At 53.1% G+C, this 25,310-nt stretch carries 21 protein-coding genes; 17 read left to right on the top strand and 4 right to left on the bottom strand.

Going from position 1 to position 25,310, the window contains the following annotated elements:
- Positions 1-26: 26 nt before the first annotated feature.
- Positions 27-863, bottom strand: a complete 837-nt coding sequence (gene galU / locus Q4606_RS12625; RefSeq protein WP_303596143.1) for a UTP--glucose-1-phosphate uridylyltransferase GalU — start codon at positions 861-863, stop codon at positions 27-29.
- A gap of 319 nt (positions 864-1,182) precedes the next feature.
- Here galU and Q4606_RS12620 point away from each other — a divergent pair, with 319 nt between their 5' ends.
- The 10 genes from Q4606_RS12620 (at position 1,183) to prpF (ending at position 14,891) form a co-directional block, all read left to right on the top strand.
- Positions 1,183-2,337, top strand: a complete 1,155-nt coding sequence (locus tag Q4606_RS12620; protein WP_303607745.1) for a ShlB/FhaC/HecB family hemolysin secretion/activation protein — start codon at positions 1,183-1,185, stop codon at positions 2,335-2,337.
- A gap of 115 nt (positions 2,338-2,452) precedes the next feature.
- Positions 2,453-4,003 carry a glucan biosynthesis protein G gene (locus Q4606_RS12615; protein ID WP_303607744.1) on the top strand — a complete coding sequence of 517 codons (1,551 nt, stop codon included), beginning with the start codon at positions 2,453-2,455 and terminating at the stop codon, positions 4,001-4,003.
- Between the two features lie 38 nt (positions 4,004-4,041).
- Positions 4,042-4,311, top strand: a complete 270-nt coding sequence (locus Q4606_RS12610; protein WP_303607743.1) for a hypothetical protein — start codon at positions 4,042-4,044, stop codon at positions 4,309-4,311.
- Positions 4,304-6,427, top strand: a complete 2,124-nt coding sequence (mdoH, locus tag Q4606_RS12605) for a glucans biosynthesis glucosyltransferase MdoH (RefSeq protein ID WP_303607742.1) — start codon at positions 4,304-4,306, stop codon at positions 6,425-6,427. The genes Q4606_RS12610 and mdoH overlap by 8 nt, the downstream gene beginning before the upstream one ends.
- 50 nt (positions 6,428-6,477) lie before the next feature.
- Positions 6,478-8,064 (top strand): glucan biosynthesis protein, encoded by a 1,587-nt coding sequence (locus Q4606_RS12600; protein ID WP_303607741.1) that lies wholly within the window; start codon positions 6,478-6,480, stop codon positions 8,062-8,064.
- 119 nt (positions 8,065-8,183) lie between these two features.
- Positions 8,184-8,864: a GntR family transcriptional regulator gene (locus Q4606_RS12595; RefSeq protein WP_303596137.1), complete on the top strand. Its 681-nt coding sequence runs from the start codon at positions 8,184-8,186 to the stop codon at positions 8,862-8,864.
- Positions 8,865-8,911: 47 nt separating this feature from the next.
- Positions 8,912-9,799 (top strand): methylisocitrate lyase, encoded by an 888-nt coding sequence (gene prpB, locus Q4606_RS12590; RefSeq protein ID WP_303607740.1) that lies wholly within the window; start codon positions 8,912-8,914, stop codon positions 9,797-9,799.
- 25 nt (positions 9,800-9,824) lie between these two features.
- Positions 9,825-10,955 (top strand): 2-methylcitrate synthase, encoded by a 1,131-nt coding sequence (prpC, locus tag Q4606_RS12585; RefSeq protein WP_303607739.1) that lies wholly within the window; start codon positions 9,825-9,827, stop codon positions 10,953-10,955.
- 75 nt (positions 10,956-11,030) lie between these two features.
- Complete coding sequence (acnD, locus tag Q4606_RS12580) at positions 11,031-13,643, top strand: Fe/S-dependent 2-methylisocitrate dehydratase AcnD (RefSeq protein WP_303607738.1); 2,613 nt, start codon at positions 11,031-11,033, stop codon at positions 13,641-13,643.
- 69 nt (positions 13,644-13,712) lie between these two features.
- Positions 13,713-14,891, top strand: coding sequence for a 2-methylaconitate cis-trans isomerase PrpF (gene prpF / locus Q4606_RS12575; protein ID WP_303607737.1), 1,179 nt, complete (start codon positions 13,713-13,715; stop codon positions 14,889-14,891).
- 85 nt (positions 14,892-14,976) lie between these two features.
- Here the strand turns inward: prpF and Q4606_RS12570 are convergent, their stop codons facing one another.
- Positions 14,977-15,738 (bottom strand): PEP-CTERM sorting domain-containing protein, encoded by a 762-nt coding sequence (locus Q4606_RS12570; protein WP_303607736.1) that lies wholly within the window; start codon positions 15,736-15,738, stop codon positions 14,977-14,979.
- Between the two features lie 277 nt (positions 15,739-16,015).
- Between Q4606_RS12570 and prpD the strand changes: the two genes are divergently transcribed.
- The 3 genes from prpD (at position 16,016) to Q4606_RS12555 (ending at position 18,393) form a co-directional block, all read left to right on the top strand.
- Complete coding sequence (gene prpD, locus Q4606_RS12565) at positions 16,016-17,500, top strand: 2-methylcitrate dehydratase (RefSeq protein WP_303607735.1); 1,485 nt, start codon at positions 16,016-16,018, stop codon at positions 17,498-17,500.
- Positions 17,501-17,670: 170 nt separating this feature from the next.
- Complete coding sequence (locus Q4606_RS12560) at positions 17,671-17,964, top strand: hypothetical protein (protein ID WP_303607734.1); 294 nt, start codon at positions 17,671-17,673, stop codon at positions 17,962-17,964.
- Between the two features lie 81 nt (positions 17,965-18,045).
- On the top strand, positions 18,046-18,393 hold the full coding sequence (locus Q4606_RS12555) for a PEP-CTERM sorting domain-containing protein (RefSeq protein WP_303607733.1): 348 nt from the start codon (positions 18,046-18,048) through the stop codon (positions 18,391-18,393).
- Positions 18,394-18,458: 65 nt separating this feature from the next.
- On the opposite strand, the gene Q4606_RS12550 is transcribed toward Q4606_RS12555, so the two are convergent.
- The gene (locus Q4606_RS12550; RefSeq protein WP_303607732.1) at positions 18,459-19,499 is read right to left on the bottom strand and encodes an ExeA family protein; all 1,041 of its coding nucleotides are present in this window, start codon (positions 19,497-19,499) and stop codon (positions 18,459-18,461) included.
- 31 nt (positions 19,500-19,530) lie between these two features.
- Positions 19,531-20,439 (bottom strand): XrtA system polysaccharide deacetylase, encoded by a 909-nt coding sequence (locus Q4606_RS12545; RefSeq protein WP_303607731.1) that lies wholly within the window; start codon positions 20,437-20,439, stop codon positions 19,531-19,533.
- A gap of 319 nt (positions 20,440-20,758) precedes the next feature.
- Between Q4606_RS12545 and Q4606_RS12540 the strand changes: the two genes are divergently transcribed.
- Genes Q4606_RS12540 through Q4606_RS12525 form a run of 4 tightly spaced genes read left to right on the top strand, consistent with a single transcriptional unit; the run spans position 20,759 to position 25,307 of the window.
- Positions 20,759-22,165, top strand: coding sequence for a TIGR03013 family XrtA/PEP-CTERM system glycosyltransferase (locus Q4606_RS12540; RefSeq protein ID WP_303607730.1), 1,407 nt, complete (start codon positions 20,759-20,761; stop codon positions 22,163-22,165).
- Positions 22,166-22,204: 39 nt separating this feature from the next.
- Complete coding sequence (locus tag Q4606_RS12535) at positions 22,205-22,843, top strand: XrtA/PEP-CTERM system exopolysaccharide export protein (protein ID WP_303607729.1); 639 nt, start codon at positions 22,205-22,207, stop codon at positions 22,841-22,843.
- Positions 22,843-24,432, top strand: a complete 1,590-nt coding sequence (locus Q4606_RS12530) for an XrtA system polysaccharide chain length determinant (RefSeq protein WP_303607728.1) — start codon at positions 22,843-22,845, stop codon at positions 24,430-24,432. The genes Q4606_RS12535 and Q4606_RS12530 overlap by 1 nt, the downstream gene beginning before the upstream one ends.
- On the top strand, positions 24,432-25,307 hold the full coding sequence (locus Q4606_RS12525) for a polysaccharide biosynthesis protein (RefSeq protein WP_303607727.1): 876 nt from the start codon (positions 24,432-24,434) through the stop codon (positions 25,305-25,307). The genes Q4606_RS12530 and Q4606_RS12525 overlap by 1 nt, the downstream gene beginning before the upstream one ends.
- Positions 25,308-25,310: the final 3 nt, after the last annotated feature.

Raw genomic sequence — 25,310 nt, 5'->3', positions numbered from 1 at the left:
CAAATCGATCAGCTTGCTGCCCTTTATTACTGTTTCTTGTAGATGTTTTCGTATACGTAGTTGGTCGCTTCCACGAAGCCGTCAATGCTGCCGCAGTCGAATCTCTGGCCCTTGAACTGGTACGCCAGTACACAGCCATTTTTAGCCTGTTCCAGCAGCGCGTCAGTAATCTGAATCTCACCGTTTTTTCCCGCCGGCGTGCGTTCCAGAATGTCGAAAATATCCGGTGTCAGAATATAGCGCCCGATAATCGCCAGGTTGCTCGGCGCATCCTCTGGTGACGGCTTCTCAACCATGTCGGTAATGCGGTAAAGGCCATCTTTCATGGACTCACCGGCAATCACGCCGTATTTGTGGGTTTCATCAGCGGGGACTTCCTCGATCGCAACAATAGAGCAGCGGAACTGGTTGTACAGCTTGACCATTTGGGCCATAACGCCGTCTTCACCTTCACCAGGACCTACGCAAAAGTCGTCTGCCAGCACAACCGCAAATGGATTATCGCCCACCAGGTTGCGACCGCTCAGAATGGCATGGCCCAACCCTTTCATCTCAACCTGGCGGGTAAATGCAAAGGTATTGTTATCGATAAGATCGCGGATAGAGTTCAGCAAGTCTTCCTTGCCTGATCCTGCAATCTGATGCTCCAGCTCATAGCTGATGTCGAAATGATCTTCAATAGCGCGCTTACCACGCCCGGTAACAAATCCGAACTCATGAATACCGGCTTCGGATGCTTCTTCAACGCCGTATTGCACCAGCGGTTTGTTAACGATGGGTAGAATTTCTTTCGGCATCGCCTTGGTGGCTGGCAGGAAGCGGGTGCCGTATCCGGCAACTGGGAAGAGGCATTTTTTGATCATTCGGTTCATCCTTTGGTCAAGATTTGCAGCGTTTCCATGATTTGAATTGAGTTTAGCAAGTTATTTTGTGTGAAAGGAGAGGGTGCCGCGGGGTTCATTACATTTTGTAATTGCCGGGACGGGTAACTGTGTTCCCGTGATTTGCCTGATATTTCTCACATTTTACATCTGAATGTCGCCATAACCGGCTGTTTTTAATTATATTAAAATTGTAACTTTTGGCAGTTGCTACTGGATTCTGTCGGTGCGTTTTTTTAAAGTAGCAGGGCTATATTTAAAGCACCGTAATTCTTTCTTTTCATTTCATCGAGGCTTTTTCGTGGGACGCACTCTGCTGGCAGCCCTGATTTTTGGTTTTTTTACTTACCAGGTGTCAGCGAACAATTCGAAAACGCCCGCAGACTCCGCCTTGTGGGATCTCTATCCTGCAGATTTACTGCAGTCGGTCACCCAATATGTCGCTTCCCATATGGAGTTTTCAGGTAACTCCAGCCAAACCAACGACAGGTCTGATGGCAGCATAAACCTGATCAGCAATGATCTGATCTGGTCACAGCATGTGCTTGGTCTCAATTTCAGCGATTCTGTTGCCCGTGAGGGTCGTGCCGAATCTACAACACTGGCGCTGCGGTACGCTTTTCCCCTCGCAGGGAGCAATTTCCGGATCGATCTCGAGAATAGGGATTATGCGGGCGCAGTGAGCGGTTCAGGGCAGCGTTATGATACGCGTGGTGAGTACCGCAACCTGAAGGTAACGGGAAATCGATCGCTTTGGGCGTGGCAGGGCATTGAAATCGACAGTGTCTTTTCACATTCCAGTGGCAGTAGCAGTGCGTTCGAAGAGGCTTTGTGGGTTGAGAGCTCCACGCATCGGCTTTCGAGCTTTGGCCTGCAGGGCTCGGCGTCACGGGATCTGTTAGGCGGCCTTTATGCGACAACCTCGCTGACTGCTGTAGGTGGGGTTGATTCGGAAGAAATTGTGAATTCATCCGGCCGCCACAGCGATGTGGATGGCTTTCACAGGCTGGCCGTGGCAGCGTCTTTGAGTAGAGAAGTGTTGAGCTGGAATCTCGGGCTTAACGGGCGTTATCAGTTTGCACCTGACGACCTGCCAGCCTCCGAATACCTTCGCATAGCTGGCCCGGGACTGATGCGGGGCTTTAATGGGCAGTCGGTGCACGTGGCAAAAGGTGGATGGCTGCGAATGAACGCCCGTAGTCCGGATTATCACTGGCCGTTTGTATCCGAGCTCAATTCAACCATCACATTTTCCCTGCTGCAGGGGTGGGCACCGTATTCGGCCGCCCAATCGGATCGTTCTGGCACCACTAGTACCGGAGAGATTTCTCTGCAACTTTACTCCAGGGATTTTCGCGCCGACCTGAGTATTGGCCAAATGCTCAATGCCTCCAACGAGGCCTTGCTGATGCCCACCAGCCCTGATCTATCCTTATCATTCACTGTTGGCATCTGACTGCCGTTCCTGCTTTTGTTTATACCCTTTTTGACTCCTCGTTACTAAGATGTCACTTGAGGCCTGCCATACAGCGGGTGTTACATTTGAACGCTGGTTTACAAGGAGTTTCGTAATGACTGGCTCACGGCTATCCGTATTTTTTACTCTGATCACGTTGATAACATGTTCCGGTTACGCTCAGGCGTTCGGGTTCAAGGACGTAGCAGACAAAGCCCGAAATTTGGCCGGCGAAGCCTACCAAAAGCCAGCCCAGGCCCCCGACTTCCTCAGAAACCTTGGCTATTCCGACTACCAGTCAATTCGATTCAAGCCTGATCAGAGCCTCTGGCGGGCCAGCGGATCACGGTTTCAGGTAATGATGATTCCACAAGGTAGCTTTTACTCCAACGCAGTTGGTCTCAATGTGATCGATAGTGAAGGGGTCCGTCCGGTGGAGTTTGATAAAACCCGGTTCGATTACCCCAGCCCGGAACTTGAAAAGAGGGTTCCTGCTGATCTCGGATATGCCGGGTTTAAATTGACTTATCCTTTATCAGGGAAGGATGCTCAGAACCAGTTTCTGGTTTTCGGTGGTGCAAGTTACTTTCGTGGCGTGGGGGCAAACCAGACTTTCGGGCTTTCAGGGCGAGGCATAGCCGTGGATACGGGCTTGCCATCCGGTGAGGAATTCCCCGCATTTACTGAATTCTGGATGGAGCGTCCCAAAGCGGGCGCCGACGTTATGGTGGCTTACGGTTTGTTGAACGGCCCGAGCCTCACAGGCGCCTACCGCTTCGAAATTCATCCGGGAAAAAGCACGAGAATGGATGTCACCGCGCAACTGTTTTTCCGGGAAGACATCGATCAACTGGGGCAGGCACCTTTAACTTCCATGTTTTTCTACGGCGAAAACACCCTGCGCCCCAGAGGTGAGTGGCGCCCGCAAGTGCATGATTCAAAGGGTTTGCTAGTTAGTGATGGGGTCTCTGGGGAGTGGCTCTGGCGCCCACTTGTGAACCCGGCAAAGCTGCAGTTGAGTTATCTTCATGTTGAGGGTCTTGAAGGTTTTGGTCTGATTCAGCGTGATCGGGAGTTTGATGACTTTCAGGACAGCGAAGCCCGGTATGACCGCCGGCCAAGCATGTGGGTAAAACCACTCGGCGAAGATGATAGCGGTTGGGGAAAAGGTGAAGTCGTACTTGTTGAAATTCCGTCAGGTGCAGAGTCGAACGATAACATTGCTGCCTTCTTCAAGCCTGATCAGGCGGCGGTAGCTGGTGCAAGCCGCAACCTGAAATACTCGGTAACCTTCGGAGAGCCTGATATTACCGGGCAGCCCAATGCCCGGGCTGTAAGGACATTTGTTGGTCATGGAAATGCGAACGATGACTCGGGCGAAGCCTTGAGGTTGATTGTTGATTTCAAAGGCGGTGAGTTAGCCGGGCTGCGACCAGGTGCGGCTGTTGTCAGCCAGGTCAGCGGAGGAGAGGGCGTTGAAGTCATTGAGCACTTTGTAGAATACATCGAAGCCAGCGATGTATGGCGCCTGTCGATCCTGGCAGAGCCGACCACCGGGCAGCCATTCAGGTTGCGAGGCTTGCTTAATAAGGATGACAAACCCGTTACGGAGACATGGACCTATTTCCTCGGACCTGAAACAGACCTTCGCGGGAACCCCCGGTAGCTGGAACCAGAAGCGAAATAACAGGCAAGGAGACAAGCATGGAAGACATTTCCTTTCAGCAGGTTTTTGGCCGTGTATATAGCTATCTAAGTGAAGCAGGCGTCGAAATGACCAGTGAGCGATGCCGACAAATGCTGCAACTTATTGATGATGCTATGGCCGAAGTGGGAGAAGACAAGGGCGGGCATCGCCTTTTGGAAAACGTAATGGACCGGTTGCCTGATTACTTCTCTATCCCCGGGGCAATCATTCCCGCAGTAGCGCCACCGTTGTGCCGGGGCAGTATCGGGTACCGCAGCCGTGGATAACACATTAACGGCAGGCTCTGAAAAACACCGCTGGCGACTCGTTGCGAATATCCGACGGGCGGTATTGATGCTCTTTGTCTTTGGTCAGACTACAGTGGCATCCTATTACCTGCTCTGGGTATTGCCTTACCACGGGGGCACCCTGCTGGAATTGGGGATGCTGGCACTTTTCGCGATCCTTTATGCCTGGATTGCCGTCGGTTTCTGGACGGCAGTATTCGGCTTTCTGATTCGACTGATGGGCGGTGATCGCCATTCGATACTCAAGCGTCATAAAGAAGCGGAGTTGCTGAAAACACCGCTGGCAAAAACGGCCGTGCTACTGCCTATCTACCATGAGCCGGTGCACTGGACGCTGAGCGGTCTTAAAGCCGTATACCGGGATATCGAACGTACCGGCCAGATCGAGCATTTTGAATTCTACATACTTTCCGATAGCCGAGACCCTGACGTCTGGCTGGAGGAGCAGGTTGCATGGAATCAACTGGCCAAAGAGCTTGGCGGTGAGGGGCGCATCTTCTATCGCCGGCGCCCGGTAAACCTTAATTATAAAAGTGGCAACGTGGCCGACTTTCTCCGTCGTTGGGGAAAGCGTTGCAAGTATATGGTCGTGCTCGATGCAGACAGCCTGATGACGGGCTCCACCATTGTTCGCATGGTGAGGCTGATGGAGCGCGAGCCTGGCGTGGGTATCCTGCAGACCAACCCGAATATTATCAACGGTCATTCCTTGTTTGCCCGGGTTCAGCAGTTTGCCAACAGGTTTTACTCTACGTTGTTCGCCAGTGGCCTTGCAGCCATTCAGATGGGTGATGCGGCATTCTGGGGCCACAACGCCATTTTGCGTATCGAACCTTTCATGAAGCATTGCGGGCTACGCAAGCTACCGGGTATCGGGATCTTCGGCGGCCCGATCATGAGCCACGATTTTGTCGAGGCGGCTTATATGGGGCGGGCCGGCTACGAAGTCTGGCTGGAACCAGGTCTGGGTGGCAGCTTCGAAGAGTCTCCGCCAACCCTGGCCGACGAACTGGCACGAGACAGCCGATGGGCCAAAGGTAACCTACAGCACCTGTGGGTTATGTTGCGGGAGCCGGGCCTTCGGTTTGCTCATCGTATGGCGTTTCTCAACGGTATTATGGCGTACGTCGCTTCTCCTTTGTGGTTGGGGTTTCTGATTCTCACCACCATTGCGGCTGCCGATATGACACTGTCGCCCATCGAGTACTTTCCCGAGGGTCATCAGGGGCTGTTCCCGCTCTGGCCTGAGTGGAGGCCGGAATGGGCTCTGGGTCTTGCGCTGAGTACGCTGGCTTTGCTGTTTTTCCCGAAGTTTCTGGCCATTCTTGATGCCGTGATCCACAGGTTTACAAAAGAATTTGGCGGTCTTTTCCGGCTGTTCTGCAGCGTGATGCTGGAAATCGTGATTTCAGTGTTGCTGGCTCCAGTGCGTATGTGGGCGCACAGCCGCTACGTGGTATCGGCATTACTGAATGTTTCTTTGCAATGGGCGGGGCAGAACCGGACGGAAGAGACAAGCTGGAAGGAGGCTTTTATCACCCAGCTGCCTGGCATGCTTCTGGGCGGCGGATGGTCGGCATTCGCCTGGAGCCTGGATACCATGTTTTTCCTGTGGTCATTACCCGTGGCTTTGCCGCTGATCCTGGCCGCGCCGACGGCGGTGTATCTCAGTCGCAACTCCCTTGGCGAGGCGCTCAGAAAATGCCGCCTTCTGCTCATACCTGAAGAAATTAGAGCCATGCCACTGCTTGAAGACGCAGTCGCGTTTCGCTCTCGTGCCGTTACCGGCTCTCCACTCACACCCCTTGAGCAGGCCGTATTGAGGCTTGATCACAACTGTTTGCACCAGGCCTTGGCCTGGGATCACCGTTTGGGTTCTCGTGAGGTGGAGCTGAAATCGTGTGTGGCGCGCTGCCTTGGCGAAGGGCCGAATGCCTTATCACGCGCGGAAATGAGCCAAGTGGCAAGAGACCGCCAATCCCTGAAGGCATTGCATGAAGGTGCGTGGAGAGCTTCCCCCGCCAGTTACTGGGGCCGCGCCATAGGGCGCCTCAATACCCAGGCGAAAAGCTCGGGCGAAAGAAACATCGTTTGATACGAGTTGCACTTTAAGTCTGCCAGTTTGTCATTAAGAGGTGAGAGTTTATGGAACGACGAACGCTTATGAAAACCCTGATAGCCGGGCTTGGGGCCAGCGCGTTGCCGCTCAGCTCTGTGGTGTGGGCACAGGACACACAGCCTGGCACTGGCAATAACGAAAAACCCTTCAGCTATGCCTGGTTAAAAGGCTATGCACGGGACCTGGCAGCGCATCCTTACATTTCTCACGAGGGTGAACTGCCCCAGAGTCTGAAACAGATCTCCTGGGACGACTATCAGGCCATCCGTTTTCGCGAGGATCACGCGTTGTGGGCGGATAGCGAGTCTGCCTTTCAGGCGCAACTTTTCCATCTCGGACTGTATTTTCAATCGCCGGTTACAATCCATGAAGTCATTGACGGGAAAGCGACAGAGCTCCGCTACAACCCGGATTTTTTCGATTATGAAGGTGAGCAACCACTGGGGGACTTACCGGGCAATCTGGGTTATGCGGGCTTTCGGCTTCATTACCACACCAACTTCTCTCTGGATCTTGCGGCCTTCCTTGGTGCCAGTTACTTCCGCGCGGTGGGGTCGGAAATGCAGTACGGCATGTCTGCCCGAGGCCTAGCCATTGATACCGCTGTGGAAGGAGACGAAGAGTTTCCGAGATTTAGCGCCTTCTGGCTGGAGAAGCCTCAGCCGGGCAGCCAGGTGATCCGGGTTTGGGCCTTGCTTGATTCGCCGAGCACAACAGGTGCTTATGCGTTTGTTCTGGACCCCGGAAGCAACATGGTGATGGACGTTGATGTGGCGCTTTACCCACGGACGGAGATCAAACGGGCTGGCATTGCGCCTCTTACCAGTATGTATCAGGTTGGTGAGAACGATCGACGCATGCACTACGACTGGCGCCCGGAAATCCATGATTCCGATGGTCTGGCTATGCTGTCCGGCACCGGCGAATGGCTCTGGCGACCGCTTGAGAACCCGGCACATCTCCGTTTTAACAGCTTTACTGATAACAATCCCAAAGGCTTTGGTCTGCTGCAGCGTGACCGTAATTTTGACCACTATCAGGATGATGGGGTGTTTTACGAGCGCCGTCCGAGCGTTTGGGTGGAGCCGAAAGGCGAGTGGGGCAATGGCAGTATTGATCTGGTTGAAATCCCCACAGTGGATGAAACCTTCGATAACATTGTTGCATTCTGGCATCCGGAGCAGCCACTGCAGCCAGAGCAGGAATATTTGTTCTCATATCGATTGCATTGGGGGGAGCGGGCACCCGTCAACCCTCGTGAACTTGCGACGGTTCAGGCAACCCGCACAGGGTTGGGCGGTGTGATCGGGCAAAAGCGTGAATATTTCTCCTGGCGATTTGCCGTGGATTTTGCCGGAGGCGTGCTTGATATGCTGGGTGGCGATGCCGAGGTAGAAGCGGTCATCAGCGCCAGCCGGGGAGAGGTGGAAATAACCTCTGCGCGTCCATTGTCTGCAATCAACGGCTATCGGGCCATGTTCGACCTTGTGCCCGGCAATTCTGAAGAGCCCATCAACATTCGCATGTATTTGCGCCTGGGCGATGAGCCTCTTACTGAAACCTGGGCATACCAATACACGCCGCCACCGGCCTCTGAACGCAAGCTCTACTGATCAACCGTTGATCAGTGGCGAATGATCCGGGATTGTTAACAATGCGACTCAGGTATTGTTGACAATATCCGGTATCCGGCGTAGATTTCGACAACCTCAGCTATTATTGTTGACAAAATATGTCGGAACTCGCTTCACAAACCTACACCCGCGCCGATGAGGCTTTCGATTGTCTGCAAACAGCAATCGTCAAAGGGGATCTTGCACCGGGTGACAAAATCGGTGAGCTGGATCTCTGCTCCCGCTTCGAGCTGACGCGTGGCCCGCTTAGAGAGGCTCTTGGCCGTCTCGAATCCCGCGGCCTTCTGGTTCGTCGCCCCCATGCCGGTGTAAAGGTTGTTTCCGTCAGCGCCTCCGAGTTGGTGGAACTCTACCGCATAAGGGAAGTTATGGAGGGCTTGGCGGCGCGTCAGGCTGCCGAACGCATGACTGACCAGGAGATTGCCGACCTTCAAGCCACTCTGAATGCCCATGAAGCCATGATCGACGAGGCTCGCGGCCAGGCCTATTATCAGGCTGAGGGTGACTACGATTTCCACCATCGCATTGCCACAGGTAGCCGGAACACGAAACTGGCCCAAATGCTCCTCGGCGACCTCTATTACATGGTGCGTATGTACCGTTACCGTTTAAGTACCTCCGCCGGGCGTCCCCACCTTGCACTCGGGGAACACCGTCGTATTGTTGAAGCCATCGCCCAGCGTGATGGCGAACTCGCAGAATTTCTCATGAAAAGACACATCAACGCAGCACGCAAAAATATCGAAAAAAAGATTGAAGAAGGTCTTTTAACTATCTGAATTAAATAGCTAATCAAACGAACTATATCAAAAGAGAGGGAAATGATATGTCCAGCAAGCTCTCCCCGGGCGCACGTTTTCGCAAGGCCCTGAACGACAACAAGCCCCTGCAAATTGTAGGAACCATCAATGCCTACGCTGCCATGATGGCGGAGAAAGTCGGCCATCAGGCCATCTATCTTTCCGGCGGCGGTGTGGCGAATGCCTCCTATGGCCTGCCAGACCTGGGTATGACCAGCATGAACGATGTAGTGGAAGATGTGCGCCGCATTACCGCAGCCACCGACCTGCCGTTGCTGGTGGACATTGATACCGGCTGGGGTGGGGCATTCAACATTTCCCGCACCATTAAAGAAATGGAGCGCGCGGGCGCTGCTGCGGTTCACATTGAAGACCAGGTGGCGCAAAAGCGTTGCGGACACCGTCCGAACAAGGAAATTGTCTCCAAAGAAGAAATGGTCGATCGCATCAAAGCGGCTGCGGATGCTCGTGAAGACAAAGATTTCTTCATCATGGCCCGTACAGACGCGTTTCAGAAAGAAGGCCTTGAAGCAGCCATCGAGCGTGCGAAAGCCTGCATTGAAGCCGGCGCCGACGGTATTTTTGCTGAAGCCGTTACCGAACTTGAGCATTACAAAGCCTTCTCTGAGGCTCTGGGTGATGTTCCACTGCTGGCCAACATTACCGAGTTTGGCGCAACACCGCTTTATAACCGCAAAGAACTGGGCGAATCCGGCGCAAGCATGGTGCTGTATCCGTTGAGTGCCTTCCGTGCCATGAACAAAGCGGCGGTCACCGTATACGAGAATATTCTTGAGAAGGGCGATCAGAAAGATGTTGTTGATCTGATGCAGACTCGTATGGAACTTTACGATTACTTGAACTATCACGACTTCGAGCAGAAGCTGGATCAACTGTTCCAGCAATCCAAATAATTAAATAATTACGGGAGAGTGACCCATGGCAGAAGCAAAAAAACTTGGTGGCGCTGGCCTGCGCGGACAGGTCGCGGGCGAAACGGCATTGTGCACCGTTGGAAAAACCGGCACAGGTCTGACCTATCGCGGTTACGACGTAAGCGATCTGGCGGACAATGCCCAGTTTGAAGAGGTGGCTTACCTGCTGCTGCGCGGCAAGTTGCCGAACCAACAGGAACTGGATGCATACAAGGCAAAACTCCAGAGCTTGCGTGGGCTGCCCGAAGCCTTGAAGACCGTTCTCGAACAGATTCCCAAAGACGCTCACCCCATGGACGTGATGCGTACCGGCTGCTCCATGCTGGGCAACCTGGAAACCGAGATGGACTTCAGTGAGCAGGACGACAAGATCGACCGTCTCCTGGCAGCCTTCCCGGGCATTATTACCTACTGGTACCGCTTTGTTCATGACGGCGTGCGCATTGATACCGAAGGCACCTGTGACTCCATTGGCGGCCACTTCCTTGAGTTGCTGCATGGCAAAAAGCCAAGCGAGCTGCATGAACGGGTGATGAACGTATCCCTGATCCTTTACGCCGAGCATGAGTTTAATGCCTCTACCTTCACCGCACGCGTTTGCGCATCGACCCTGTCTGATATTCACAGCTGCGTAACCGGTGCGATCGGTACGCTTCGCGGCCCACTGCATGGTGGCGCCAACGAAGCAGCCATGGAGCTGATCCAGAAGTTCCAGAGCGCTGAAGAAGCGGAAGAAGGCTTGATGGGTATGCTGGCGCGCAAAGAGAAGATTATGGGCTTCGGCCACGCGATCTACAGCGAATCCGATCCACGTAACGTGATCATCAAGAAGTGGTCTGAAAAATTGGCTAACGAAGTAGGTGACACGGTTCTGTATCCAGTGTCCGTTCGTTGCGAAGAAGTCATGTGGCGCGAGAAGAAGCTTTTCTGCAACGCCGACTTTTTCCATGCGTCGACTTACCACTTTATGGGCATCCCGACCGAACTGTTTACGCCAATCTTTGTTATGTCCCGCGTATCTGGCTGGACTGCCCACGTAAAAGAGCAGCGTGCCAATAACCGGATTATCCGCCCGAGCGCGGATTACACCGGGCCGGAGCATGCAGAATGGCTGCCGATTGAGAAGCGGGCATAGAAAGATTTCCCCCTCTCCCTAACCCTCTCCCACAAGGGGAGAGGGGGCCAACATATTTCGATCAAGGGTATCTCCATGAACACCAACTACCGCAAACCCCTTCCAGGCACCGACCTGGACTATTTCGATACCCGCCAGGCCGTGGAAGATATCCAGGCCGGCGCCTATGACAAGCTTCCGTATACGTCCAGGATTCTGGCTGAACAACTCGTTCGCCGTTGCGACCCTGCTGCACTGACGGATTCTCTGAAACAGCTTATTGAGCGTAAACGGGATCTGGATTTCCCTTGGTATCCGGCTCGCGTGGTCTGCCACGACATACTGGGTCAGACCGCTCTGGTTGATCTGGCTGGCCTGCGTGATGCTATCGCCGAAAAGGGTGGTGACCCTGCCAAGGTGAACCCCGTGGTTCCCACGCAGCTGATCGTGGATCACTCCCTCGCGGTTGAACATGCTGGCTTCGAGAAAGACGCGTTTGAAAAGAACCGTGAAATCGAAGATCGTCGAAACGACGACCGCTTCCACTTCATCAACTGGACCAAAACTGCGTTCAAGAACGTGGATGTGATCCCGCCGGGTAACGGCATCATGCACCAGATTAACCTGGAGAAAATGTCTCCGGTGGTGCAGGCCCGTGCTGATGGTGAAGGCAAAAAGGTCGCCTTTCCGGATACCTGTGTAGGTACTGACAGCCATACGCCAATGGTTGACGCCCTGGGCGTTATCTCTGTGGGTGTGGGTGGCCTGGAAGCCGAAAGCGTAATGCTTGGCCGTGCCTCCATGATGCGCCTGCCGGATATCGTAGGTGTTGAACTCACCGGTAAGCTTCAGCCGGGCATTACCAGCACAGACATGGTACTGGCCCTGACCGAGTTCCTGCGCAAGGAGCGTGTCGTCGGTGCCTATCTGGAGTTCTTTGGTGAAGGTGCAGACAGCCTGACCGTAGGTGATCGGGCCACCATCTCCAACATGACGCCGGAGTACGGCGCCACTGCAGCCATGTTCTACATCGATGGCCAGACTATTGATTACCTGAAGCTTACGGGCCGTGAAGACGAGCAGGTGGCTCTGGTAGAGCAATACGCGAAAGAAACCGGTCTCTGGGCCGACGCCCTTAAGACCGCCGAGTACGAGCGAGTTCTGAAATTTGATTTGTCTTCGGTCAGCCGCACACTGGCCGGCCCATCCAACCCTCACGCCCACCTGCCGACCTCCGAGCTGGCAGAGCGTGGCATTGCAGGCGAGTGGGAACTGGAAGAAGGCAAAATGCCGGATGGTGCCGTTATTATCGCGGCCATCACCAGTTGTACGAATACCAGCAACCCGCGCAACATGGTGGCTGCAGGCTTGATTGCCCGTAACGCCAACAAGCTGGGCCTTACCCGTAAGCCCTGGGTTAAGTCTTCCCTGGCACCGGGTTCCAAGACCGTCAAAATGTACCTAGAAGATGCTGAATTGCTGCCCGAGCTGGAAAACCTCGGCTTTGGTGTCGTCGCATTTGCCTGTACTACGTGTAACGGCATGAGCGGCGCACTTGACCCAGCGATCAGAGATGAAATTGTTGATCGTGACCTGTATGCAACTGCAGTGCTTTCAGGCAACCGTAACTTCGACGGCCGGATTCATCCATACGCGAAGCAGGCATTCCTTGCATCGCCACCGTTAGTTGTGGCTTATGCCATTGCGGGCACCATCCGCTTCGATATCGAAAAAGATGCGCTAGGGTACGACAAAGACGGAAACCCGGTCACTCTGAAAGACATCTGGCCGGATGACGCGGAAATCGACGCCATAGTGAAAAAGTCGGTGAAGCCGGAACAGTTCCGCAGCACCTACATTCCGATGTTCGACATCACCCGTGATGCCCAAGCCAACGCCAATCCGCTTTATGACTGGCGCAAGATGAGCACCTACATTCGTCGCCCGCCATACTGGGAAGGTGGCATGGTTGGCGAGAAAACCCTCAAGGGTATGCGCCCGCTGGCGGTGCTGCCAGACAACATCACTACAGATCACCTGTCGCCCTCCAATGCCATCATGATGGACAGTGCTGCCGGTGAATATCTGCACAAGATGGGCGTACCAGAAGTCGATTTCAACTCGTACGCAACTCACCGTGGCGACCACCTGACCGCACAGCGCGCAACCTTTGCCAATCCCAAACTGTTTAACGAAATGGTTCAGGATGAAAACGGTAATGTGAAGCAGGGCTCTTACGCGCGTATCGAGCCGGAGGGTAAGGTCACCCGCATGTGGGAAGCCATTGAAACCTACATGGATCGCAAGCAACCGCTGATCATTATTGCCGGTGCTGACTATGGCCAGGGCTCTTCCCGTGACTGGGCGGCCAAAGGCGTCGCTCTGGCGGGTGTTGAAGCGATTGTGGCAGAAGGGTTTGAGCGTATTCACCGTACCAACCTGGTGGGTATGGGCGTGATGCCCCTGCAATTTGAAGAAGGCACTACTCGCAAAACCCTCGATATTGAAGGGACTGAAACCTTCGATGTGGAAGGCACGCCAGCTCCCGGCGCCAAGCTGACGCTGGTTATCCATCGCAAGAACGACAGCACCGAACGGGTGCCGGTAACCTGCCGACTGGATACCGCAGAAGAGTTGTCTATCTACTCAGCTGGCGGTGTGTTGCAGCGTTTTGCCCAGGACTTCCTGGAATCGGAAGGCGCAGCATAAAAACGGAGCCCTGGCTGCCGGAAAGTAAAGCCAGGGCTCCGGCTTCAATATCCTAATGAGAGCAACGAAATGACTCACGCTCCGCAAATCAGAATTCCCGCGACCTACATGCGTGGCGGCACCAGCAAAGGCGTCTTTTTTCGCCTTGAAGATCTTCCTGAAAGGGCCCGCACCCCGGGTCCCGCTCGGGACAACATGTTGCTGAGAGTTATTGGCAGCCCCGATCCCTACCAGAAGCAAACCGACGGTATGGGCGGCGCTACATCCAGCACCAGCAAAACTGTTATTCTGAGCAAAAGTACCCAGCCGGATCACGATGTGGATTACCTGTTTGGTCAGGTGAGCATCGATAAGCCTTTTGTGGACTGGAGCGGCAATTGCGGCAACCTGACCGCAGCCGTGGGCGCCTTTGCGATCAACAGTGGCTTCGTGGCCAAAGATCGTATCCCGGAAAACGGTACAGCGATCGTGCGCATATGGCAGGCCAATATCCGTAAAACGATCATTGCCAATGTGCCGATCACCAATGGTGAGGTTCAGGAAACCGGCGATTTTGAACTGGATGGCGTCACCTTTCCCGCCGCCGAGGTTCAGGTAGAGTTTATGGACCCCGCCGACGGCGAGGGCTCCATGTTCCCGACTGGCAATCTGGTCGATGAACTGGAGGTGCCAGGCGTTGGCACTCTGAAAGCCACCATGATCAATGCCGGCATCCCGACCGTGTTTATCAATGCGGATGAAGTTGGTTATAAGGGCAGGGAACTGCAGGATGACATCAACAGCGACCCCAAAGCCCTGGCAATGTTTGAAACCATCCGTGCCTATGGCGCCCTGAAAATGGGGCTGATTCAGAACATTGAAGAAGCTGCCTCTCGCCAGCACACGCCAAAAGTGGCTTTCGTGGCTCCACCGAAGGATTACACGTCATCCAGTGGCAAGAATATCGCCGCCGGTGATATTGATGTGCTGGTGCGTGCGCTGTCCATGGGCAAGCTGCACCACGCCATGATGGGTACAGCGGCTGTAGCTATAGCAACCGCAGCGGCCATTCCGGGCACGCTGGTGAACCTGGCTGCAGGCGGTGGTGATCGTACTTCAGTCACGTTTGGTCATCCTTCAGGCACCCTGCAGGTAGGCGCAGAAGCTAAGGAAGTGAACGGTCAGTGGACGGCCACCAAGGCTATCATGAGCCGCAGTGCCCGGATTCTGATGGAAGGATGGGTAAGGGTTCCAGAGGATAGCTTTTAAGCAAAAGCCATTTGGTCTTTCGACCAAATGGCTTTCATTTTCAGGAGAGTCTATTTAACTGCTTGAGACTCTGCATCAGGTCCTGTCAGGAGCGACGCGCCAAAAATCGGCGTCTTGCTCCAAAACCAATCAATCCCATCGCCAGCAGTGCCAGAGTTGATGGCTCAGGAACCGGTTGCGGATCCGGATCTGGTGTAACCTGACCAATGTCGCCGATTACCATATCATCGAATGCGAAAAAGTCACCGCCACCCGCATTGGTAAATGAAATGCTGGTGTATGTTTCCTCGAGATCGTAGAAACCGAAGAATAGAGTTGCATTAGCGCTATTCGGGATATTCAGAGAATGGGGGACCGTAAGCTCTGAGGTTTCTCCAACGGAGCTGGTGAGGTTCAGTATCATCTGATCGGTCACAAAGTCTCCGATATCGATACCGTTAAAGCCAAAGGCGCTCACCGGATCCACAAAATCAATCGTAAAGGCTCCCGTGGTGACTTCCCAGTAATTGACCCCGGATGTTGGAAAGCGTCCGGGACCTGAATTGCCAATAGAGCCTGTACCGGTTATCGTCGCATCCAGAGTTGTCCCGGTGCCGGGAAAGCTCAGGCTAAGAGGTGAGCTGTCGCCGGAAGAGAAGGATTCAAAGTCTTCGTTTCCCACACCGGAAAGATTTGACAGGAAATCATTCCTGGCTTGGGTAGAGTTAGGCCCTAGCACCCCAGCGGTCGCAGGATCTTCCCCGAAAAAAGTAATTGGTGCAGCCACTGCATTTGCTGCACCGCCCAAAAGAACAAGCGCCATTGATGCGCCTGCGATACGTCCACCGAATTGAAATTTCCTGCTCATTGGTTTCGTCCTTATCTATTTTTTTTGCCCGGTGTGCAATTGGGCGTTAAGAGGCCTCAAGCCTGCACCATGATTTAGCAATCAAGGGGCCAATACATAAATTTCTATTTAAATCAGTAGGGTGAAAATATCTTCACAGTCAGAAGTGTGAACAAGTGTTAAATTACCTGACAGTTTTTCTGGCTGTCGGGTCGGTATGTCGGGCTCGTATACACTGAATTTCCGGACAAAAAGGCTAGACTTCATTGGTGCGACCTAAACAAAGGAGAGTAACCCTGTGTCAGCAACATTCGATCTGAACGAACGCCCGGATTATGACGAGGTCCTACAGAAAATCGCTGACTACGTGCTTGGCTACAAGATTGCCAGTGACGATGCCTGGAAGACCGCACGTCACTGCCTGATGGATACCCTCGGGTGCGGCTTGCTCGCTCTGCGTTTTCCTGAATGCACTAAGCACCTGGGACCTTTGGTTGAGGGTACGGTTGTACCTCATGGATCCCGGGTGCCGGGTACGTCATTCCGTCTCGACCCCGTAAAGGCGGCATGGGACATCGGCTGCATCGTACGTTGGCTGGATTACAACGACACCTGGCTGGCGGCTGAGTGGGGTCACCCTTCGGATAACCTGGGTGGCATTCTGGCGGTTGCAGACCACCTGTCCCAGAAGCGGGTAGCTGAGGGTAAATCCCCTATCGCGATGAAAGCGGTTCTCGAGGCCATGATCATGGCCCATGAAATACAGGGCATTCTGGCACTGGAAAACTCGTTCAACAGGGTAGGGCTGGATCACGTTGTGCTGGTAAAAGTCGCCTCAACAGCAGTGACTGCCAAGCTTATGGGGGCTAACCGGGAGCAACTACTTTCCGCGCTTTCTCATGCCTGGGTGGATGGGCAGGCGCTGCGTACTTATCGTCACGCCCCTAATGCCGGGTCACGCAAGTCCTGGGCGGCGGGTGATGCGACATCACGGGCAGTTCGCCTCGCGGATATTGCCATGCGCGGTGAAATGGGTATTCCCAGCGCCCTCACGGCGCCCCAGTGGGGCTTCTACGACGTGTTGTTCAGCAAAACCAACAAGGATCAGGCTCTGAAGCCGGAAGACAAGCGTGAGTTTTCATTGCCTCAGGATTTCGGCTCCTACGTCATGGAAAACATCCTTTTCAAAATTTCCTTCCCTGCCGAATTTCACGCCCAGACGGCTGCGGAAGCTGCTGTAACGCTTCATCCACAGGTCAAAGACCGATTGGGCGAGATCGATCGAATCGTCATCACCACGCACGAGTCCGCAATCCGTATTATTTCCAAGCAAGGTAAACTGGCAAACGCAGCCGATCGGGACCACTGCCTGCAGTATATGGCTGCAGTACCACTGATTTTTGGCAATCTTAACGCAGAACACTACGAAGACAGCTTTCATGAGGCTAACCCGATAATTGATACGCTGCGTGAAAAGATGGAAATCATTGAAGATGAGCGTTACACCCGCGAATATCTTGAGGCAGACAAGCGCTCTATCGCTAACGCTATTCAGGTGTTTTTCAACGACGGCTCAAGTACTGACAAGGTTGCGGTGGAGTATCCCATCGGCCATCGCCGGCGCAGGAAAGACGGTATTCCGCTATTGGAAGAAAAATTCAAAGCAAATCTCTCAACCCGCTTTGTCGGGCAGCGTTGCCAGCAAATTTTTACCCTCTGTAATGATCAGGAGACGCTTGAGCGGACGCCAGTCAATGAGTTTGTGGGTTTGTTTGTCGTGTGAAGGCTTTACTAGGTAACAATGAGTGTCAGGAACCTTTACACTCCAAGTGTCTGATAGAAGTTAAATTTCTGAATATGATAGGTTATTTATTTTGGCATAGGGTTTGCAATTCTGTTGTAAAGGTCGCTTTAGGTTACTGCGACTAAACCAGGATGCTAGGAGTAGTACCAATGAAAACAGCCATTAAATTAGCAGTAGCGGGATTGACACTGAGTGTGTCTTCATTGGTTAGTGCCGTGCCAGTACTGACAATCAGCGATGAGGGCAATGCTGCCGCTACAGCTGCAGAAACGGCGTTTCTGTCGACATTAGGTGGAAGTGGTCTTACTGAGACCTTCGACAGAGGGTACACCGTAGGTGCACAGGATCTGACAATTGATTCAGTTCTTGTTGCGGGGACTTCTTTCACTAGCGTCACGCAGGGAGTAGGTGGTGCTTGTGATAATGGCAGTTTCAACTGTTAGGACGGGCTTGCTGTTCTCAACAACAGCGCCTCCCCATTCAGCGGTCGCTTTTCACTATCTTCGCCTAACTGGCTCGACAGTATGGATGCTCGTGAAATGGAAATTTCACCAACCGCAGGCTATAACGCTATGGGCTTCTATATGACCGATCCGAACGATTCGGGTGGCCGTTTCTCCATAGGCGGTGTGGATTTCAGTTTCGGTGATATTTTTGGCAGTGCGCTGGGTAGTGGTAAGGTTTTCTACATCAGCTTGTTTGATGCTGCCGGTCTTGGTGATATGAGCATTTTCTCTAACGCCAATGGCGACGGCTATGGGCTGGATAACGTAACCATTGGTTCTGTTGCGGTGCCAGAGCCAGGTACATTTGCACTCTTGGGACTTGGATTGTTGGGTCTTGGTGTTACACGGAAAAGAGCGTCGAAATAATCGTTCAGGGTTAGTTTGAACAAAAAATCCCGGGCTTGCCCGGGATTTTTTCGTTATAACCGGGCTTATTTGCGCCCGGGTGAGAGCGGTTTCACGTTGTCCGGCGTTCCAAAGCTTTGCTTTGGAGTGGATTGTTCTTCCGGGAAGGCATTGGCAAGGCGGCTCTCAATTCTCTCCAGTGCTTCTGCCATCCGCAGCAATGCGTTAGCCGCGCCGGCTAGCTCGCCTGTGTGTTGGTCGCTTTGTGCTTGTGCCGGGTGTTCCCGCTTCCGGAGTTCGGCTGTTTTGGGCGAATTCGTCGGTAGCTCGTCCCCCAGCAAATCCTTGCGAATGGATTTGAGATCATGGGGGTCAATAAACGGGCGGTCTTCCGAATAGGCGCACATCATCATGCCGTCGCACAACTTGTTGATCAGCCGTGGTATGCCTTTGCTCAGCTTGTGGATTTCGCGAACCGTATCGCCATCAAAAAGCTTGTTACCGCCGTGGCCGGAAACCAATAGCCGGTAGTCGATGTACTCGGCTGTTTCTGCGTAAGTGAGCCCTTCCAGGTGAAAGAACAGTTTTACACGCTGAGCGAGCTGGGGGATGTCCAGAACCGCTTGCTTCAGTTCCGGCTGGCCAAGAAGAATGACGCGCATTGAAGGCCCGCCCATGCTTTCCATGCCGGCCAGCATGCGGATGTCTTCCAGGTTTTCCCGGGTGAGATTCTGCGCTTCGTCGATGGTTAGTACCACCGGAGTGCCAGCGGAAGCCATTCTCTCCAGGTAATCTGTAATCTGAAACAGCATGGCAACCTTGCTGTCGTCGGCCACCTGCAGCCCGGCTTTCCGAAGAATCAGGCCAAACAAATCCTTTGATTCAAGATTGGTATAGGCAATATTGAGCAGCTTCAGATTGCCTTCAAGATTACGGACTGTCTTTTTCAGCAGGGTAGTTTTGCCCGAGCCAATCTCACCACTGATCACCACGAAGCCTTCAGAGCTCCAGATCGCTGAAGACATGTACACATAAGCCCGCGAATGCTGCTGGCTCATGTAAATAAAATCGTCTTCCGGTGTGATGCGGAAGGGGTGTCTGTGGAGACCGAAAAATTCAAGATACATATTCAGTTCCTATTCAGCTCTGTGCCCTGAATCAGGCGAGGCGGATCATCTGATCGCTGCGCAGCAGGGTTTTGTCTGGTTCATAGGCATTATAGCTTTCGCTCACGGTTCCGAACCGGAAATCACCGAGTAGTCGTTCGAGGCGATCGTGGCACTGATCAAGGTTAGTATAATGCCGGAAGCGTGAGAACCAGCTTGCGTTATTGTAACGTGGCTGCTCCGGGTCTATCTCCCAGGGGTGCAGATAAAACATCTGCGGGCGCGCTCCGAACCCCGATGCGTTGCGGAACAGGTAACGAAACACCGGGTAGGGGAACTGACGGAAATAACCGCCACCGGCGGCAGGTATGGAAAGCCCCATTATGTGGGCGGTGGTCAGTGGGAACTCACGGATGATTGCTCCGCTGGCAGTTTCTATCGAGTAGGGTGCAGACGGTGAACCGGGAATACCGTAACGGTCGTGTCGAATCGGGAAAATGCTCGAATCCCAAGTAAAGCCGGCCTCACTTAGTACATCCAGTGCCCAGAGTGATTCCCGGGTAATGGAGTAGCTCGCGGCTCGGTAACCTTCTACGGCTTTGCCTGTGATGTCTTCCAGCAAAGCTTTGGAGCGAATGGTTTCTTCACGAAACACGTCCTGAGTCTGATTATAAATCAGCTGGTGGCTGTACCCATGGGAGGCAATTTCGTGGCCGTGGTCAGACAGCTTGCGGATAAGAGCAGGAAATCTCTCGGCTACCCAGCCTAATACAAAGAACGTTGCCTTTACTTGATGTTTATTAAACAGGGATAGCAGGCGCTCCGTATTCTGTTCCACTCGTGAGGGCAGAGAGTTCCACTGGTCCGGATGAATTACTCCAGAAAGGGCTGCAACGTGGAAGTAATCTTCTACGTCTATACTCATGGCGTGCAAGGGTGAAGATGGTTCCGTACCGGGCATGGGATCTCCTGTCCAATGGTGCTGATAGCCTATGTTACTGACCATCTGTTTGCACCGATTGTTCAATTTTCACCTACTGACCGTGCAAATACAATTCTTGAAGCGAGTAATTTCCCGTTGCCAAGAAAAACAATGTAAAACTGTGTTACCAAAAGATACAATGAGTTGTGATTACGTCTTGGTCAGCGCAAAATAGGCCATAGAATAACAGGGAACCGGTGGCGCGGAGTCGCTCTAGTGTCAGGTTTGAGTGTTCGCCGCCGGAGAATTTGATGTTGGTCTGGCGCATGGAGTTGTGCAGACGACAAGGAAGTTCGGCGTGTCTTATATACGGTTTCGGAAGCATTACCTTCATATCCCTTATCTGGTGCTTGCGGCACTGGAGTTCGTTGCTTTATATTTGATTTTTACCTTTCTTGGGCTTCTGCTTTCGAGTGCAGGCGTTGGTTATCCTTCTGTAATCACAAGTCCTCTGTCGTCAGTCCTTTTCGCATTGATCCTGAGCTGTGGAACGCTTGCCATGGGCGGTTATCTTGCCATGGTTCATGAAAGCCTTTCCGCATTGTTTTTCCGCACTTTGGTCGCTTACTGTTTTGTGGGTGGCATCGGCCTGAAATTGCTCTACGTTATTGTTCCATCAGCTGACCCTGGAAGTACGAATCTGTTTTGGGCCGTTCTTCTGGCGTCGTTGGTGGTGATCCTGCTGCGTCTGGTTTTCCTCAAGATCGTTGACTCTGAGCAGCTCGTTCGCCGCGTCGTGATTTTTGGCGCCGGCGCTTTCGCAGCGAGCTTGCTGGATGAATATGAGCGAAATATGCGTGCTCTTGGTGTGCGGATCATTGGTTGTATCTCAGAAAACCCCGATGGCGCAGTGGATGCAGACAAATTGCTACCCACCCCCTATGACTTTTACCAATTCTGCCGTCAAAACCGGGTTTCCGAAATTGTCATTGCCCAGCAGGAGCGTCGGCGCAGTGAAGGTGGATGGTTGCCGGTACCAGAGCTGATGGAGTGCAAACTTCGGGGGATTGCCATAACCAGCGGCATCGATTTTTATGAGCGCGAACTGAAAAAAGCGAAACTGGATATGGTCCACCCATCATGGATTGTGTTTTCAGAGGGATTCAAGGCCTCAAAAACCCGCGATTTTGCAAAACGCTCTCTGGATTTACTCATCAGCCTTACGCTTCTAGGGGTGATGCTACCGTTTATTATTCTTACCGCCATTGCGGTGTTTCTGGAAACCGGACGCCCCATCCTTTACAGCCAGACCAGGGTTGGGATGCTGGGTCAAGAGTTTCGAATCTACAAGTTTCGTAGTATGCGTCAGGATGCAGAAAAAGATGGTAAAGCTCGCTGGGCATCCGCCAACGACAACCGTGTAACCAGGGTGGGCGCATTCATACGCAACACACGCCTGGATGAGCTGCCGCAGATCTATAATGTGATCAAAGGCGAAATGAGTATCGTTGGGCCGCGCCCGGAAAGGCCGGAGTTTGTCTCGGAACTGAAAGAAAAAATTCCGTTTTATGACACCCGGCATTATGTAAAGCCTGGCTTAATGGGCTGGGCACAGCTTAAATATCCCTATGGAGCATCGGTAGAAGACGCCCGGGGCAAGCTGGAGTACGATCTTTACTACTCCAAAAATCACAGCCTTTTGATGGATTTCCTCATCATGATCCAGACAGTGGAAGTAATCCTCTTGGGGAAAGGCGTTCGGTAATAAACAGACGAAGAAAAAACAAGGATTTGGAGGGCGTTTATGACTATTACTACGTTAATGCGAGCGGGATTAATTGCAGTTCTCGGGCTGTTCATTGCAGCGTGCTCTGGCCTGCCGTCTTCAGCTGAAATGCCGCCGGCATCAGAACTGGAAGCTGAGCCTTACGAAATTGGTGTAGGAGATACCGTCTCTGTGCACGTATGGCGCAACCCGGAGCTGGGTCAGTCCATCGTTGTTCGGCCAGATGGTTTTATATCTTTGCCTCTGATGGGGGATGTAAAGGCGGAGGGTAAAAAACCTGAAGACCTGGCCTCTGAGATCAGCACCACACTGGGGGAATATATTCGCACCCCGGAAGTTACCGTGATGGTCATAAATCCGCTAAGTAAAGAATTCCGAAACCGAATACGTATTACCGGACAGGTTGCTTCACCGCAATCCGTTGCCTTTCAGCCAGGCATGACCGTTCTGGACGTAGTATTGATGGCCGGTGGTATTACCGATTTTGCCGCCGATAGCCGTGCCACCCTGCATCGGCAGATCGATGGTGAGTACAAGAGTTTTGGCCTGGATCTTGAGGCCATTCTCACTGATGGTGACATGCGCACGAATCACAGCCTGCAGCCGGGCGATGTCATCAGCGTGCCCCGTAAACAACTGTTCCGGGGCGAGCTCTGATGGATATACAGTTCATAATTGATACCCTTCGTGCGGTAAAGCTTGAGCTATACCGGCACAGGCTGGCAGCGGTCATCATCTTTATGACCGTTACAGCAGGGGTGTTGACGCTGGGCTATGTAACACCGAAGAGCTATACCTCGCAGGCGGTGCTGTACGCAGACCAGTCCAATATCCTCCAGCCGCTGCTTCGGGGCCAGGCTGAAGTTACCCAGTTGGACCGCATCAACGAAGCGCGGGAAATGATGCAAAGCCGTTCATTTCTGGAGCAGATCGCTCTGGATACCGGGCTTATAAGGGGCGGTGAAACGGATGCGGACCGTAATGGAAAGATCAGTGCACTGCGTAAGCAGGTTGGTATTCGGGTATCCAACCGAAATTTTCTTGAGCTGAGCTATACCAGCGGAAACCCTGATGAGTCCTTCCAGGTTCTTAGTGCAGTGCTCAACCGCTTTGTTGAGCGTACCGTGCGTAAAAAGCGTTCCGAAAGTCAGGGAGCGTTCGAGTTTATCGATTCCCAGGTAAAAACCTATCAGGGCCAACTCGAAGAGGCCGAGCAACGGCTGAAGGAATTTAAATCCGGCAATCAGGATGGAACCGAAAGCAGTGTGCTCGCCAGGATTGAAAGCCTGCGAAGGGATATTGAAAATCTGAAGCTGGAAATTCAGCAAACTGAATCCGAAGTGCAGCTTACCCGCCGGCAGCTTGAGAACGAGCAGCCAGTGCGTCGCATTACTATCGACCCTGGCAAGTCCTCTGCCGAACGACGATTAGCCAATATGCGGCAGGAGCTGGATTCGCTGCTGTTGCGTTATCACGAACGCCACCCGGACGTCGTCAGTATTCAGGATCAGATTGCTGACCTTGAAAAGAGGGTGTCCACGCAAACCGATGATGATCGGGATGGTGGTGTAACCGAGGTTATGGAAAACCCGGTATACGAAAATCTGAAAATACAGCTGTCTGACAGCACCACACGTCTGGCGGTGCAGAAAAACCGTTTGGCTTCGCTGGAAAGGCTCCTGGTCGAAGGGTTCGAACGTTCCCAGCGGGTCGCTGAGAATCAGGCCCAGCTTTCAGAGCTCACGCGGGACTACGACGTTACCCGTGGCGTATATGAAGACATGCTTCAACGCAGGGAAAAAGCCAGGCTGTCCATGACTCTGGATGTACAAGGTGAGGGCGTAAGCTACAAGATTCAGGAACCGGCCTCCTACCCGACACACTGGGATGGGTTGCAGCTCTATCAAGTCGGCCTTGCCGGACCCTTCCTGGGTAGTGCCATGGTGCTGGGTTTGCTGGTTATGCTGGTGATGTTTGATCAGCGTTTACGCTCACCCCGGGCGCTGCAACTGGCGTTGCCGGAATCCATCCCAGTGCTGACCACCATTCCTCACTACCGTAGCACCTGGAAGGACCGTTTGCTGCGCAAGGATGTTCTCTCGATCCTGATCATACTGGCGGTTTTCATGGTCGCGTATTTAGCCGTTCTCGTCTTCAGTGTAATGGGTATTACCCCGGAACAGCTGATCAATAAAGCCAGCGAATTAATCGGGCTGGTATCTGGAGAAGCGGGAGGAGGCAATTGATGGATGACAACAAACTCTACAATGCACTTCTGAAAAGCCAGGATGAGCGCCGTCAGTTCGAGCGAGACAGGGGAGAAGCAAAAGCTGAGGATGGTTTTCGTAAAGAACGACCATACGCCGGCTCGGATCGGGACAAGCCGAACTGGACTCGTTTAGAGCATGATCGCAATGAATACCCGCCCACCGTTTACGATTCGTCGATGTCCCTTGGGTTAATCAGCAACCCCAATCCTTGGAGCCGTGAACAGTTGCGGGAGCGGAAAATAATTTATTCCGGCATGCCCGATAAAGAAGTAATGGACGCCTATCGCGAGCTGCGTATACAGCTGCGCAACCGCGCCGGCGAAGGCAATTTCACAGTGATGTTCAGTAGCCTGGGTAGCGGCTCTGGTGGGCTTCTGACGGCGTTTAATCTTGCCGCGTCTTTTGGGCTGGATTCCCATAGCTCGGCATTGCTCGTGGATTGCGACCCTTACAGCAATGAGCTGGAAGGCCTGGTTTCAGCTCCGATGGAGTATGGCGTTACGGATTTCGTTGGCGATCGATCGCTGACTATTAAGTCCATTATTTATCCCAGTGGTGTTGAGCGTCTTTCGGTGATTCCTGCGGGTACCCAGGCATCCTCTGCAGTTGAGTTGTTTTCTGCCGTACGAATGCGGGAACTGATTACTGAGCTGAAGGCCCGTTACCCGGATCGGTGCATAGTGCTGAATGCACCCCCTTTCCGGGAAAATACAGAGGGACGGATTCTTGAGCGCTTTGCCGATCAGATTGTCTTCGGTGTTCCTTTTGGAGAAGTTACCGGAGAGATCATAGCGGATTCTGTAGATGCACTCGGGTCTGAAAAATTCTCCGGCCTGATTTTTCAGGAGTAGCCC

Origin of the sequence: Marinobacter sp. 1_MG-2023 (assembly GCF_030549045.1) — a bacterium.
Taxonomy (GTDB): Bacteria; Pseudomonadota; Gammaproteobacteria; order Pseudomonadales; family Oleiphilaceae; genus Marinobacter.
The sequence above is the reverse complement of the archived record's forward strand: the minus strand, read 5'-3'. Positions and strand labels throughout refer to the sequence as shown.